Origin of the sequence: Sphingomonas pseudosanguinis (genome assembly GCF_052056765.1) — a bacterium.
GTDB lineage: Bacteria > Pseudomonadota > Alphaproteobacteria > Sphingomonadales > Sphingomonadaceae > Sphingomonas > Sphingomonas pseudosanguinis.
The window spans coordinates 1,571,615-1,585,763 of record NZ_CP189888.1 but is presented as its reverse complement, the minus strand read 5'-3'; the positions used below and the strand labels follow the sequence as shown (position 1 = coordinate 1,585,763).

At 67.4% G+C, this 14,149-nt stretch carries 15 protein-coding genes; 5 read left to right on the top strand and 10 right to left on the bottom strand.

Annotation, left to right across the window (positions count from 1 at the left end):
- Window positions 1-188 precede the first annotated feature (188 nt).
- From ACQHGV_RS07205 to ACQHGV_RS07195, 3 genes are all read left to right on the top strand, one after another.
- Window positions 189-512, top strand: coding sequence for a UrcA family protein (locus tag ACQHGV_RS07205; protein ID WP_440979968.1), 324 nt, complete (start codon window positions 189-191; stop codon window positions 510-512).
- 121 nt (window positions 513-633) lie between these two features.
- Window positions 634-2,274 carry an inorganic phosphate transporter gene (locus tag ACQHGV_RS07200; RefSeq protein WP_440979967.1) on the top strand — a complete coding sequence of 547 codons (1,641 nt, stop codon included), beginning with the start codon at window positions 634-636 and terminating at the stop codon, window positions 2,272-2,274.
- Between the two features lie 62 nt (window positions 2,275-2,336).
- Window positions 2,337-3,611 (top strand): MFS transporter, encoded by a 1,275-nt coding sequence (locus ACQHGV_RS07195; protein WP_440979966.1) that lies wholly within the window; start codon window positions 2,337-2,339, stop codon window positions 3,609-3,611.
- Here ACQHGV_RS07195 and rsmD read toward each other — a convergent pair.
- On the bottom strand, window positions 3,602-4,138 hold the full coding sequence (gene rsmD / locus ACQHGV_RS07190; protein ID WP_440979965.1) for a 16S rRNA (guanine(966)-N(2))-methyltransferase RsmD: 537 nt from the start codon (window positions 4,136-4,138) through the stop codon (window positions 3,602-3,604). The two genes, ACQHGV_RS07195 and rsmD, sit on opposite strands and share 10 nt — an antisense overlap.
- Window positions 4,138-5,652 (bottom strand): pseudouridine synthase, encoded by a 1,515-nt coding sequence (locus tag ACQHGV_RS07185; RefSeq protein ID WP_440979964.1) that lies wholly within the window; start codon window positions 5,650-5,652, stop codon window positions 4,138-4,140. Before ACQHGV_RS07185 ends, rsmD begins: the two co-directional genes overlap by 1 nt.
- Window positions 5,653-5,806: 154 nt before the next feature.
- On the opposite strand from ACQHGV_RS07185, the gene ACQHGV_RS07180 reads away from it, so the two are divergent.
- Window positions 5,807-6,193, top strand: a complete 387-nt coding sequence (locus tag ACQHGV_RS07180) for a response regulator (protein ID WP_440979963.1) — start codon at window positions 5,807-5,809, stop codon at window positions 6,191-6,193.
- Between the two features lie 66 nt (window positions 6,194-6,259).
- Complete coding sequence (locus ACQHGV_RS07175) at window positions 6,260-7,588, top strand: AmpG family muropeptide MFS transporter (protein ID WP_440979962.1); 1,329 nt, start codon at window positions 6,260-6,262, stop codon at window positions 7,586-7,588.
- Here ACQHGV_RS07175 and ACQHGV_RS07170 read toward each other — a convergent pair.
- The 8 genes from ACQHGV_RS07170 to ACQHGV_RS07135 all read right to left on the bottom strand — a co-directional run bounded on the left by ACQHGV_RS07170 (window position 7,578) and on the right by ACQHGV_RS07135 (window position 14,132).
- Window positions 7,578-8,006, bottom strand: a complete 429-nt coding sequence (locus ACQHGV_RS07170) for a DUF6628 family protein (protein ID WP_440979961.1) — start codon at window positions 8,004-8,006, stop codon at window positions 7,578-7,580. The genes ACQHGV_RS07175 and ACQHGV_RS07170 overlap by 11 nt on opposite strands.
- Before the next feature lie 91 nt (window positions 8,007-8,097).
- Window positions 8,098-9,417, bottom strand: a complete 1,320-nt coding sequence (locus ACQHGV_RS07165) for a bifunctional folylpolyglutamate synthase/dihydrofolate synthase (protein WP_440979960.1) — start codon at window positions 9,415-9,417, stop codon at window positions 8,098-8,100.
- An 85-nt stretch (window positions 9,418-9,502) separates the two neighbouring features.
- Complete coding sequence (gene accD, locus ACQHGV_RS07160) at window positions 9,503-10,357, bottom strand: acetyl-CoA carboxylase, carboxyltransferase subunit beta (RefSeq protein ID WP_440979959.1); 855 nt, start codon at window positions 10,355-10,357, stop codon at window positions 9,503-9,505.
- The gene (trpA, locus tag ACQHGV_RS07155; protein ID WP_440979958.1) at window positions 10,354-11,166 is read right to left on the bottom strand and encodes a tryptophan synthase subunit alpha; all 813 of its coding nucleotides are present in this window, start codon (window positions 11,164-11,166) and stop codon (window positions 10,354-10,356) included. The genes accD and trpA overlap by 4 nt, the downstream gene beginning before the upstream one ends.
- Window positions 11,163-12,395, bottom strand: a complete 1,233-nt coding sequence (trpB, locus tag ACQHGV_RS07150) for a tryptophan synthase subunit beta (protein WP_440979957.1) — start codon at window positions 12,393-12,395, stop codon at window positions 11,163-11,165. Before trpB ends, trpA begins: the two co-directional genes overlap by 4 nt.
- A gap of 48 nt (window positions 12,396-12,443) precedes the next feature.
- A complete protein-coding gene (locus tag ACQHGV_RS07145; protein WP_409786975.1) occupies window positions 12,444-13,085 on the bottom strand; it encodes a phosphoribosylanthranilate isomerase in 642 nt (213 codons plus the stop codon).
- A gap of 35 nt (window positions 13,086-13,120) precedes the next feature.
- Complete coding sequence (gene pyrF / locus ACQHGV_RS07140) at window positions 13,121-13,795, bottom strand: orotidine-5'-phosphate decarboxylase (RefSeq protein ID WP_440979956.1); 675 nt, start codon at window positions 13,793-13,795, stop codon at window positions 13,121-13,123.
- Between the two features lie 4 nt (window positions 13,796-13,799).
- Entirely contained in the window at window positions 13,800-14,132 is a 333-nt protein-coding gene (locus ACQHGV_RS07135; RefSeq protein ID WP_440979955.1) for a hypothetical protein, read from the bottom strand.
- Window positions 14,133-14,149: the final 17 nt, after the last annotated feature.

Sequence of the window (14,149 nt, the reverse complement as noted above, 5' to 3'; positions counted from 1 at the left end):
GCCGGGGCAACCATCGGCTGTCATTCGCGCAGTTTGATCCGGAATGGAATTCGTCACGCCATTGTCGCGCGGGCGTCGCGAAACCGACTTGGGGCGCCGCTATCGAGCCGGCGTGCCGACGAGCGACGGGGCCGTAACGAACGGCTCACGTCGCCGTGACGGGCATGATCCGTTGCAGGAGATTTCCGATGACCAAGTTCATGTCCGCCGCTTTCGCGGCGTCTATTCTCGTGCCCGCCATCCTGATGTCCGCCGCGCCCGCCCAGGCGCAGACGCGGGAGACCGTCACCGCCACGGTCCGCCACCGCGACCTCGACCTGCGCAAACCCGAGCATCGCGCGATGCTCGACGCCCGTCTGCGTCGTGCCGCCGCCATCGCTTGTGGCCACATGACCCGCGACCTGCGGATCAACGGCGACATCACGCGCTGCCGCGCCGAAATGCGCGCCGACAGCGCGGTGAAGGTCGCCGCGCTGACCAACGCGCCGGTCGTGCTCGCCAGCACCCGCTGACGCCGTCGCGAACATGGGACGGTCGCGCCTGTGCCGACCGTCCCATTTCTGGTTGATGGCGCGTGCGGCCGTCGATCCGCGTCATGAAAATGTCACGTCACAGGCGCAACGAGCTTCCATCATGACACCATATGCGCTTGCCGGTGGGGAGTCCGAATCCCGCGTTCGTGGACCTAGGCTCGACGCAGGTGTTCACCCGTCGGGGCGTTGGGTCTTCACCGCCCTGCTGGTCGGTGGGCTGGCCTATGCCGGCTATAGCATCGCCACCGACACCGCCAATGTGGGCGAGCCGATGGCGATGGGTGTTTTCGCCTTTCTGGGCCTCGCGCTGCTGATCGCGCTGGGCTTCGAGTTCGTGAACGGTTTTCACGATACGGCCAATGCGGTTGCGACCGTCATCTACACCCATTCGATGCCCGCCCCGCTGGCGGTCGTCTGGTCGGGCTTCTTCAATTTCCTGGGCGTGATGCTGTCGAGCGGCGCGGTCGCCTATTCGATTATCACGCTGCTGCCCATCGATCTGATGCTGCATGTCGGATCGGCGGGTGGGTTCGCGATGATCTTCGCGCTGCTGCTCGCCGCGATCCTGTGGAACCTCGCCACCTGGGCGGTCGGCCTGCCCAATTCCTCGAGCCACGCCCTGATCGGATCGATCCTGGGCGTCGGCCTGGCCAACCAGCTGCTGTCGAGCGCGTCGGGTGCTTCGGGCGTGGACATGGCGCAGGTGAGGAAGGTGCTCTCCGCGCTCTTCTTCAGTCCGCTGATCGGCTTTGTCGGTGCGCTGCTGCTGCTCCTCGTCATGAAGCGCTTCCTGAAGGACGAGCGGCTGTACCGGGAGCCCGAGGGCAATGCGCCGCCGCCGCGCGGCATCCGTGCGCTGCTGATCTTCACCTGCACGGCGGTCAGCTTCGCCCATGGCGGCAATGACGGGCAAAAGGGCATGGGGCTGATCATGCTGATCCTGATCGGCTGTGCCCCGACCGCCTATGCGCTCAACCGCACCTTGCCCGAAAGCGCGATGCCCGCCTTCGTGCAGAGCGCCGACACCGCCTCGGCCGCCTATGCCGCGCATGGCACCGGCTTTGCGCTTCCGCTCGACCGCGCACGCGCCGCCGTCGTCGAGGGGGTGCGGACCAAGAAAATCAACACGCCGCAGGTCTATGAAGGCCTGTCGACCCTGTCGCACGACATCGGCGATCGGATCGCCAATTACGGCGCGCTCAGCCGCGTGCCCGCCGCGATCGTGCCGAATCTGCGCAACGACATGTATCTGGTCCTCGACTCCACCCGGATGGTGACGAAGGACGAAGGGGCCAAGAGCCGCTTCACCGCGGCCGAGATGGACTCGCTGAACGCCTATGCGGGGCAACTCGAGCGCGGCACTCGCTATATTCCGCTCTGGGTGAAGGTGACGGTCGCGCTGGCGCTGGGTCTGGGCACCATGGTCGGCTGGCGGCGGATCGTGGTGACGGTGGGTGAGCGGATCGGCAAGACGCACCTGACCTATGGCATGGGTGCGTCGGCCGAATTGATGGCGGCGGCGACGATCCTGCTGGCGGAGCGGTTCGGCGCGCCGGTATCGACGACCCATATCCTGTCTTCCGGCGTCGCCGGCGCCTCGGTCGCCAATGGCGCGGGGTTGCAGGGGCGGACGGTCCGTAACATGGCGCTCGCCTGGGTGCTGACGTTGCCGGTCGCCATGCTCTTGTCGGGATCGCTATACTGGCTGCTACTGAAGCTGGTCGCAGGACTGGCGGGCTGAGCCGGCGTTCGGAGGATCGATAGGCCTTTACGGCGGCATTTGGCTTCTGCCACAGCGGGACCATGACCCGTGCCGCCCCACCATCGCACCGCCATATCCTGCTCGCCAGCCTGACCGGCACGGCGGTCGAGTTTTATGACTTTTATATCTATGCGACGGCGGCGGCGCTCGTGTTCGGGCCGCTCTTCTTTCCGTCGTCGTCGCCCACGGCGCAATTGCTGCTGTCCTATGCCAGCTTCGGCCTCGCCTTCATCGCCCGGCCGGTCGGCGCGGTCGCGTTCGGGCATTTCGGCGATCGGGTGGGGCGCAAGTCGACGCTGGTCGCCAGCCTGTTGCTGATGGGCGGTTCGACCGTCGCGATCGCCTTTCTGCCGACTTATGCGCAGGCCGGCTGGATCGCGCCGCTGCTGCTGTGCCTGGCGCGACTGGGGCAGGGGCTGGGTCTTGGCGGCGAATGGGGCGGGGCCGCGCTGCTCGCGGTCGAGAACGCGCCGCCGGGTCGGCGCAACACCTGGGGCATGTTCCCGCCGCTGGGCGCGCCGGTCGGGTTCATCCTGGCCAATGGCTTTTTCCTGATCCTGGGGCTGCTGCTGACCGATGACCAGTTCCGCGCCTGGGGCTGGCGACTGCCGTTTCTGGCGAGTTCGGTGCTGGTCCTGCTGGGGCTATGGGTTCGTCTTCGCCTGACCGAGACGCCCGATTTCGCCGAGGCCAAGAAGGCGGAGGCGTTGCCGCGCGTGCCGATCGCCACCCTGTTGAGCGGCCATGGCCGTGCGCTGCTCGCCGGCACCGGCGGGGTGATCGCCTGCTTTGCGATCTTCTACCTCGCGACCGCCTTCGCACTCGGATACGGCACCAGTACGCTCGGCTATCCGCGCGAGGCGTTTCTGGGCGTTCAGCTCGTCGCCATCCTGTTCCTGGCGGCGGGCGTCGTCGTGTCCAGCGTCATGGCGGATCGGCGTGGTGCACCCATGATGCTGGCGATCGGCTTCGCCGGATGCGTGTTGATCGGACTGGCGATGGGGCCGATGCTGGGATCGGGATCGCTCGGCATCGTCTTCGTCTGGCTGGCCGCCGCGCTGTTCGTGATGGGTTTCGCCTATGGCCCGCTGGGAGGCTGGTTGCCCGCGCTGTTCCCGGCGGGGGTGCGCTATACGGGTGTATCGATGACGTTCAATCTGGGCGGGATCATCGGCGGCGCGTTGGCGCCGATCGCCGCGCAAGCTCTGACCGAGCGCGGCGGATTGAACTGGGTCGGCGCGTATCTCGTCGCCGCCGGACTGTTGAGCCTGGCGGGTCTGGGGTTGATGCGCGGGCGGCGGCTCGCTCAGCCCTGACGGAGCAGGGTCAGCCGCGCCTTGCCATGCACGCGCGAGGTGTCGACGACGAAGCCATCGACGTCCACCTCCTCCTGCTTGGCGGTCTCGATACTGATCCAGGTCGCCGGGCCGATCCAGCCCAGCCGCGCCAGCTTGTCGAGCGCGACGCTGCCCGCGCCCGTGCCATAGGGCGGGTCCATCAGGATGATGTCGAGCGGCTGGCGCGCCGGCCCCAGCGCCATCACCGAGGTCGCGCGGACGTCACCCTTGGCACCCAGCTTGTCGAGATTGGCCCGCAGCGCGTCGAGCGCATTGCGGTCCTGCTCGACGAACAGGCAGGACGCGGCACCGCGCGACAAAGCCTCGATCCCCAGCGCGCCAGAACCGGCAAAGAAATCCCCGACCGCCAGCCCGTCGAATGCGCCAAGCCGCGCGGTCAGCATCGAGAACAGCGCCTCGCGCGTTCGGTCGGCGGTCGGGCGGGTGACCTCCCCCTTGGGCGCGATCAGCGGACGCCCGCGCCATTCTCCGGCGATGACACGCATCAGCGATGGCCTCCCGGCCGGCCGGGCCGCGATCCACCGCCGCCGGGACGACCATCACGTCCGCCACCGGAAGGGCGGCCATCGCCTCCCGGCGAATTGCGCGGCCCCCGCGATGGGCGGTCGCCCGTCGGACGGTCGCCGCGTGTTGGCCGTTCCGTCCGGGCGGGGCGATCGTCACGCGATCCACGCCCCGAGGAAGCCGAGTCCGTGCGTGGACGAAAAGACCGTTCGCCACCAGCGGGACGCTCGGCGCGCACCTCTCGGCCGGATGTCGGGCTGTCGGATCGGGTACGGAACGGCCGATCACCGCGTGCCGGACGCTCGTCCCGGTCCGCACGGCGCGACGATCCCGTATCGGAGCGCGGACGGAAAGAGCCTTCGCCGCGCGCGGGGCGATCGTCACGGCCATCATGGTTCGGCGCTACACCATCCGATCGCGTGCGGAACGGACGCTCGCCACGCGCCGGCCGGTCATTGCGATCGGCGCGGCCCGAGGGGGCCGCCTCCGACCGAGCGCGAAACGGGCGCTCTCCACGCTGCGGCCGATCGCCATCGGCCGGTCGAGCGCTACGGAACGACCGTTCGTCCCGCGATGCGCGCTCCGGGCGATCATTGCTGCGCGCCGCGCCGGGGCGAGCACGGCCGGCAGCCGGACCAGTGTCGCGCGGCTTGGCATCGCGAGGTGCGCGCGCCTCATCGTCGGGGCGCGCGGGGCGGGCCGGCTTGACGGTGGCCGGCGGGGTTCGGAAACCAGCCCGTGGCGTCGGGCGAACCGCATCGGCAGGAATACCGCCCAACAGGGTCTTGCGGAACTCGACGATCTGCGCACCCTTGACCTCGCCGATCTCCCCGACCGGCAGTTCGTCGAGCACGAAGGGGCCGTAGCGCAGGCGGATCAATCGGCTGACCTGCAGCCCCAGATGTTCGAGCACGCGGCGCACTTCGCGGTTCTTGCCCTCGCGCAGCGTCAACTCGATCCAGACATTGGCGCCGGTCCGCCGCTCCAGATTGGCGTCGATCTGGCCATAGCGGATGCCGTCGATCTCGATACCGTGGATCAGCTCCTCCAGCTGCGCCTGCGTGATGTCGCCATAAGCGCGCGCACGATAGGTGCGCTCGACACCGGTCGCGGGCAGCTCCAACTGGCGCTTGAAGCCGCCATCGGTGGTCAGCAGCAACAATCCCTCGGTATTCAGGTCGAGCCGCCCGACCGGCATCAGTCGGGGCAGGCCCTCGGGCAGACGGTCATAGATGGTGGGCCGGCCCATGGGATCATGTTCCGTGACCAACAGGCCGGTGGGCTTGTTATAAAGGAAGAGCCGCGTCGGCTCGGGCGCGGCGACCGGCTCGCCATCGACGGTGATCCCGTCGATAGTGGTCAGCAGCGTCGCCGGCGTCTCGATGGTCGTGCCGTTCAGGGCGATGCGCCCCTCGGCGATCATGCGCTCGATCTCCCGGCGCGAGGCGACGCCCGCCCTTGCCAACAGCTTTGCGATACGGTGTTCTGATGTCATATTGCGCCCTGATACATAGGGTATGGACCAAAGGAAAATGTTTGCGTCGTTTCGTCGAGGCGGAGCGTTACGACTTTAACGCAGGTGGGCAAAACGGACCGAGAACGGAATGAGACTCTTCGGGCGAAAGAAGCGGCAGCTCGTCAGGCTGTTGGTGGTCGAAGACGAACCCCTGGTCGCGTTCGACACCGAACATGTCCTGACCGATGCGGAGTTTGAGGTCGTGGCGACCGTCGACAGGGTCAGCAAGGCGGTGGCCCTGATCGAAGGCGATAGCGCCATCGATCTCGTCCTCGCCGATGTCCGCCTGGCCGATGGTAGCGGATTGGACGTCGCACGGGCCGCACGCAATCGCGACATTCCCGTCCTGTTCCTGACGGGCACGCTGCCGCCCGAGGCGGACGGGCTGGCGGAAGGCGTGCTGATGAAGCCCTATGGTCCGCGCGATCTGCTCGGCGCGATCGCGGCCGTCGAGGAGAAGCGGATCGGCAAGGCGCCGAGCCGCCTGCCGTCCGGCTTTCGCCTGTTCGCCGGGGCCTGATCGCGACATTGCTCCCGGAGACGAAGGCCTTTACGGTCGCGTCTTTGCGCTGGAGCGGGATGGAATATGGCGAGTGGTCGGTGGGTGGATGGCGTTCGGCCCTATATCGAGCCGGCCCCGCTCGCCTCGCTGGCGCTGGGTATCTCCTCGGCCTTTCCGCTGACCATGATCAACGCCACGCTGTCCAGCCGATTGGCGGAAGCGGGGATCGAAAAGAAGAGCGTCACCGCCTTCGCACTGGTCATCCTGGCCTATAATTTCAAATGGCTCTGGGCCTGGATCGTCGAGGGGGTGAAGATTCCGCTGCTCCATCGCATGGGGCAGCGCGTGTCGTGGCTGCTGGTCATCGCGGTCTTCGTCTGTCTGGCGGCGGCCGGGTTGGGATTGTCCGATCCGCGCGTGTCGCTCGCGCAGACCGCCATGGCGGCGATCGCCTTGGGGGTGGCGGGTGCGACCTTCGACATCGTCATCGACGCCTATCGCATCGAACTGCTCGAGCCGCGCCAGCTGGGTGTGGGGGCCGGCATGGGTCAATATGGCTGGCGGATCGGGTCGGCGCTGGTCGCCTCGCTCTCACTCGTCATCGCGACGCGTGCCGGGTGGAGCGTCGCCTATCTGGTCAGCTGCGCCTTCGCCCTGCCGGCGGTGCTGACGGCGTTCATCATGGGGGAGCCGGCACGGCACAGCGAGATCACCGCAAAGCGTCCGAGCGAAGGAGTGATCCGTGCGATCGTCGGCCCGTTCGCCGAGTTCTTCCGGCGTCAGGGGGCCGCGATCGTGCTGGCCTTCATCCTGGTCCACAAGATCGGCGATACGCTCGCCAATCTCACCTTCCGGCTGCTATTCAACGATCTGGGCTTCAGCAAGGACGAGATCGCGCTGTATGATGTCGGCGTCGGTTTCTGGGCCTTGCTGATCGGCGTGTTCGTCGGCGGCGTGCTCTATGCGCGGCTGGGGATGAAGCGATCGGTCATCATCAGCCTGATCCTGATGGCGGTGTCGAACCTGTCCTTTGCCGGGCTGGCCGCGGCGGGTCATTCCAATCTGGGCATGGCGGGCGCGATCGGGTTCGAGAATTTCGCCAGCGGCATCGGCGGCGTGACCGTCGTCGCCTATTTCTCCGCGCTGACCGACCTGCGCTTCACCGCCGCGCAATATGCGATGATCTCGGCAGCGGCGAGCGTAGTGGGGCGTATCCTCAGCGGGACGACGGCCGGGGCACTGGTCGAACGCTTCGGCTATGTCGACTTCTATCTGTTGACCACCGTCGTGGCGCTGCCCGGCGTCATCCTGTTTTGGTGGATGGCCCGCTCGGGGCTGGTCGATCGTTCGATCGGCAGCGCGGGCATCGCCGGCGAGGGCGATGCCCGCAGCGGCGCGTCCGTCAAAAGCTGATCGGACGTCCTTCGTCGGCAAAGGCCGCGCTGACGGCGGCGGCGCTGGCCAGCACGCCGTCGATCCGCCGGACGCCCAGCAGATCGCTCATCAGGAAGCGCGCCTTGTCGGGCGCGACCTCCATCTGTGCCAGGATCGTCATCAGCGCCGCCTCGGCCGCCGTCATCCGCCCGCAGCAGCAGGGCGCGATCGCGATCTGACCCGAAGCGTGCGACGCCAGATCCGCCATCAGCGTCCGCATCAGGATCAAGGGACGCCGGAAATCCTGTCCGAAGACGGTGAACAGCGTATGCGCCGCGCGCGCATCCGACAGACCATGCGCGCCCATCCGGCGGATGGCGAACAGCGCGATCCGGGCATGGGGGCAGGCCGGCAGCGTGTGGGGCAGGGCAGTGGCGAGCGTGGTGGTTTCGGCCATCGGCGGGACTCCGTGATTGCCCGCTCATGCTAAACCGACGCTATTGATAGTCAATCGCAAATAATGGGTGGTTGATGTGCGCCTCGTCGCATCATTGCGGCAGCTCGTCATTCTCGTCGAGCACCTGCCCGGCCAGATAGAGCGATCCGGCGATCAGGACGTTCGCGGGGCGGCCGAAATGCGCCGCGATTTGGTCGAGCGCTTCGCTGGGGGTCTGGGCGGAAACCGCGTGATAGCCCAGCGCGCGCGCCTGCTCCGTCAGGTGCTCCGGCGCATGGCAGGCGTGGTGCGGCACGGGGAGCGTGACGACCAGATCGACCATCGCTCCCAACCGGCTGAGGACGGGACCGGCCTCCTTGTTCGACAGCATACCCAATACCAGCGCCGATGGTCCCTGCGCGCGCCAAGTCGCCATCGTCCGGGCGACCGGAATGGCGGCCGAGGGGTTGTGCGCCCCGTCGAGCCAGCATTGGCTCCCCGCCGGCAGATGCCGTGTCAACGGCCCATCGCTCAGCGCCTGCATCCGGGCGGGCCAATGCGCCTGGCGGGCAGCGGCCTGCAACGCCTCGGTCGGGATGGTCAGGGCGGACTGGTGCCGAAGCATCGCGACGGCGAGTGCCAGGTTGCGGGATTGGTGCGAGCCGACCAACGTCGGGCGGGGCAGGGTTATCGTCCCCCGCTCATCCCGGTAGGTGACGTGGTTCCGCCGCGTCTCGCTATGCCACGCCTGACCGCGTGGGAGTACCGGCGCTCCTGCGGCGTCGGCGACCCGTGCGATCGCCTCGCGCAGAGGCTGCGCATAGTCCATCGTGACCAGCGGCACGCCCGGCTTGGCGATCCCGGCCTTCTCGCGCGCGATGCCGGTCAGGCTGCGCCCCAGAAATGCCTCGTGATCTATCCCCAGCGCCGCGATCCCGCATATGGCGGGCGTGCGCAGGATATTGGTCGCATCCAGCCGCCCGCCGAGTCCTACCTCGATGATCGTCGCCGCCGCCGGATGCTGCGCGAAGGACAGGAAAGCCGCCGCCGTCGTCACCTCGAAGAAGCTGGCCCCGATCCCCTCGGCATGGCCGAGCACCTCGTCGAGCAACGCGGCGAGTGCGGCATCGTCGATCAGACGTCCGGCGATGCGGATACGCTCGTTGAACCGTACGAGGTGCGGGCTGGAATAGACATGGACATCATGTCCCGCCGCTTCGAGCGCCGTGCGGAGGAAGGCGCAGGTCGAACCCTTGCCGTTGGTCCCCGCGACATGGAAGACCGGCGGCATATGGTCCTGCGGATTGCCCAGCCGATCGAGCAGCCGCGTGATCCGTTCCAGCCCCAGCACGTCGGCCCCGGGCGACAGCGACCATAACCGGTCGAGTTGCGCCTGAACGGCCGGGTCTTGGGAACGGGCGTGATCGGGCATGGACCGAGCTTTCAGGGGTGGAACGGAAAAGAGGCGGACCTCTCGGCCCGCCCCTCTAATGCGATCGTCTGAAAAAGGCGACGGGTCAGGCGGCCTGGCGCGATGCCGTCAGATAGCCGATGACGGTCGCCAGACGCTCGCGCAGGTCGCGGCGATGGACGACCATATCGAGCATGCCGTGGTCGAGATAATATTCCGAGGTCTGGAAATCGTCGGGCAGCTTTTCGCGAATGGTGCTCTCGATCACACGACGGCCGGTAAAGGCCAGCGTCGCCTTCGGCTCGGCGATCTGGACATCGCCCAGCATCGCATAAGCCGCCATCACGCCGCCCGAGGTCGGGTCGGTCAGCACGACGATATAGGGCAGGCCGGCGTCGTGCAGCATCTGGATGGCGACGGTCGTGCGCGGCATCTGCATCAGGCTGAGAATACCCTCCTGCATGCGCGCGCCGCCCGATGCGGTGAAGATGACATAGGGGCACTTGTCGGTGATCGCCGCCTCGACGCCGCGCACGAACGCCTCACCCACGGCCAGCCCCATCGAGCCGCCCATGAACGCGAAGTCCTGCACGCCGACGACGACCTTGTTGCCCAGGATCGTGCCGCGCGCGTTGACCAATGCATCGGTCTCCGCCGCGTTGGTGCGCGCGGCCTTCAGCCGGTCGGCGTAGCGCTTGGAGTCGCGGAACTTCAGCGGGTCCTCGGGCACCTTGGGCGCGGGAAGCTCGGAACAGCTGCCTTCGTCCAGCAGGTGGCGGAAACGTGCCTTCGGCCCGATGCGGTCATGATGATCGCATTTCGGGCAGACGTTCAGATTGTCTTCCAGCTCCTTGGTGAAGACCATCTGCCCGCATCCCTTGCACTTGTGCCAGAGATTGTCGGGCGTCTCCTTCTTGACGACGAAGGGGATGACGTTGCGGACGCTGTTGAGCCAGCTCATGCGATTTCCTTGCGGGCGTCGGCCAGCGCCGACGACAGAGTTTCAATATAGGCACGCACCGGCGCTGCCGCGTTAATACCATGCTCGCCGACCAGATCGACGATCGCCGAGCCGACGACGACGCCGTCCGCGACCCGGCCGATCGCGGCCGCCTGCTCGGGCGTGCGGACGCCGAAGCCGACCGCGACGGGCAGGGACGTCGCCGCCTTCAACCGCGCCACCGCGTCCTCGATCGACGCCTGCGCGGCCTGTTGCTGTCCGGTGATGCCTGCGACCGAGACATAATAGAGGAAACCATCGGCGCCCGTCAAAATCGTCGGCAGGCGTGCGGCATCGCTGGTCGGTGTGGCGAGACGGATCGAGGCGACACCCTTTTCGCGAAGCGCCGCACCCAGTGCGTCGTCTTCCTCGGCCGGCACGTCTACGCAGATCACGCCGTCGATCCCCGCTTCCACGGCGGCGGTGGCGAACCATTCGGGGCCGCGCACCGTCATCGGATTGGCATAGCCCATCAGGACCAGCGGCACGTCCGGATGACGGGCGCGGAAAGCGCTGGCGATCGTCAGCACATCGGCGGTGCGCGTGCCGGCGCCCAGGCTGCGGATATTGGCCTTCTGAATCGCGGGACCATCTGCCATAGGATCGGTGAAGGGCATGCCCAGCTCGATCACGTCCGCGCCGCCCGCGACCAATGCGTCGAGGATCGCGGCGGTATCGCGTGGCGTCGGGTCGCCGGCGGTCACGAAGGTGACCAGCGCCGCGCGACCGGCCTGTGCGCAACGGGCAAAGCTATCGGCGATGCGGCTCACATCTTGGCTCCCAGGGCGTCGGCGACGGTGAAGATGTCCTTATCCCCACGGCCCGAAATATTGACGAGCACGATCTGGTCGCGGTTCATCAGCGGCGCACGGCGGATCAGGCCGACGAGCGCATGGCTGCATTCGAGCGCAGGAATGATCCCCTCGACCTTGCAGCAAAGCTGGAAAGCGTCGAGCGCCTCGGTATCGGTCACGCCCTCATAGACGACACGGCCGGTATCGTTCAGCCAGCTATGTTCTGGCCCGATGCCCGGATAGTCGAGCCCCGCCGAGATCGAATGCGCCTCGGCGATCTGGCCGTCCTCGTCCTGCAACAGATAAGTCTTGTTGCCGTGAAGGATGCCGGGCTTGCCGCCGGTCAGGCTGGCGGCATGCTGGGTGGTGTTCAGGCCATGGCCCGCCGCCTCGATGCCCAGCATGGCGACGCCGGCATCGTCGAGGAACGGATGGAACAGGCCGATCGCATTCGATCCGCCGCCGACCGAGGCGATCAGCAGGTCGGGGAGACGCCCCTCGGCCTCCATGATCTGCGCCTTCGACTCGGTGCCGATGACCGACTGGAAATCGCGGACCATCTCCGGATAGGGATGCGGACCGGCGGCCGTGCCGATGATGTAGAAGGTGTCGTGGACATTGGCGACCCAGTCGCGCAGCGCCTCGTTCATCGCGTCCTTCAGCGTCTGCGCGCCCGAGGTCACTGGGCGCACTTCGGCCCCCAGCAAACGCATGCGGAAGACGTTGGGCGCCTGACGCTCGAGGTCGCGGGCGCCCATGAAGATGGTGCAGGGCAGGCCGAAGCGCGCGGCGACGGTGGCGGTCGCGACGCCGTGCTGGCCCGCGCCCGTCTCGGCGATGATCCGCGTCTTGCCCATCCGCTTGGCGAGCAGGATCTGGCCGATGCAGTTGTTGATCTTGTGCGCGCCGGTGTGGTTCAGCTCCTCGCGCTTGAAATAGACCTTCGGCCCCTTGCCCTCGGGCGCGCTGGCGCGAAGCGTCTCCGTCATGCGCTCGGCATAATACATCGGACTCGGCCGCCCGACATAATGGGTCATCAGGTCGTCAAACTCGGCCTTGAACGCCGGGTCGACCTGCGCCGCGCGATATTCGCGTTCCAGGTCGAGGATGAGCGGCATCAGCGTCTCGGCGACGTAGCGGCCGCCATAATCACCGAAATGGCCACGCTCGTCGGGCTGGGCGCGGAAGGAATTGGGGGCGTTCATGTCACTTCCCTTGGGCATTTGCAGAGGCGACCCCTGCAAACGATCCTGTCACTGATTTGTCGCAACGGCTTTAAGGAAGCCTGCGATCTTGTCCATATCCTTGACGCCCGGCGCGCTTTCGACCCCCGACGACACATCGACCAGCGGCGCGCCGGTGCGGCGGATCGCCTCGCCGACATTGCCGGCGTCCAGGCCACCCGACAGCGCCCAGCGCAGCGGATGGCGAACCCCGTCGAGCAGGCTCCAGTCGAAGCGCAGCCCCATGCCACCGGGCAGCGACGCCTCATCGGGCGTCTTGGCGTCGTAGAGGATCAGCGTGGCGGCACCGGCATAGTCGCGCGCCTTCTCGACATCGCCGCGCAGCTTGATCGCAACCGCCGCCCAGACCTCCCGGTCGAACTTCGCACGGATCGCCGCGACACGGGCGGGGGCGGTGCGGTGGAGCTGGATCGCGTCCAGCATCCCGGCACGCACCGCCGCCTCCAGCAACTGGTCATCGGGATCGACGAAGACGCCGACCCGCTGGACATGATCGGGCACGCGGCCCGCCAGACCCGCCGCCGCGTCGAAGGTCAGATGCCGGGGGGACGCCGGAAAGAAGACGAAGCCGACATGGCTCGCCCCCCCGCCCAGCGCAGCGTCGAGCGTGGCGGGCGTCGTTAAGCCGCAGATCTTGGCCGTCGTGGACATGGTCGTTTCCCGAATGGGAGGAGTCGAAAAACGGGTCAGAGCGTGGCGGCGATCGCGCGTGCCGCCGCGTCGGGGTCTTCGGCCTGGGTGATCGGACGGCCGATGACCAGGATCGAGGCACCGGCATCGACCGCCGCACGCGGGGTGACCACGCGCTTCTGGTCGCCGATGACGCCGTCCGCCGGACGCACGCCGGGGACGACGAAGAAGCCCTTGGGCCAGGCTTTCCGAACGGCCGCTACTTCTTCGCCCGAGCAGACGATGCCGTCGATTCCCGCTTCCGCCGCGAGATCGGCGAGACGACGGACATGATCGGCGGGCGTGCCGACGACGCCGGTGTCTGACAGGTCGGAGGCGTCAAGGCTGGTCAGCATCGTGACGGCCACCACCTTGGTCCCGGTCGGTGCCGCCGCCTTGGCATCCTCCAGCATGGCGCGGCCGCCGCTGGCATGGACGGTCAGGATGGCGGGCGCGAGCGGGCTGAGCGACTGCACCGCCTTGGCGACGGTATTGGGGATGTCGTGCAGCTTGAGGTCGAGGAAGATGGGCAGACCGATCTGCGCCATTTCGCGCACCCCGCCCGCGCCATGCGCGCAGAAAAACTCCAGTCCGAGCTTCAGGCCGCCGACATGATGGCGCACCTTCTGGGCCAGGGCTTGCGCGCGCGCCAGATCGGGGGTGTCGATCGCGACATAGATGCGATTGCTCATCGGCTCAGACCGTATGTTGGGTGGTGGTAAGGGCAGTGCCGGACAGCGGCGTCGTATCCGCCGTGGCGGCGGCCAGCGCCCGCTCGGTGGCGCTCAACCGCTGACGCAGGCGCCAGCGCGCGGCATGCTGCCAGATCAGCGTCGGGATCAGGCCGAGGAGGAAGGTCAGGAACAGCAGCAGCGGCAGATTGACGTCCGCCACCAACCCGCCGACCAGCCGGATCGGCACGGTCGTCCAGTTCCCCAGCGTAAAGGCCGCCGCCAGAAAGGCGAGCAGGCACCAGAACAGCATTTTCAGGAACTGCATGGTCGTCTCCGCGTGATCCGAACCGGGCATCGCCTTTATGGGACGGC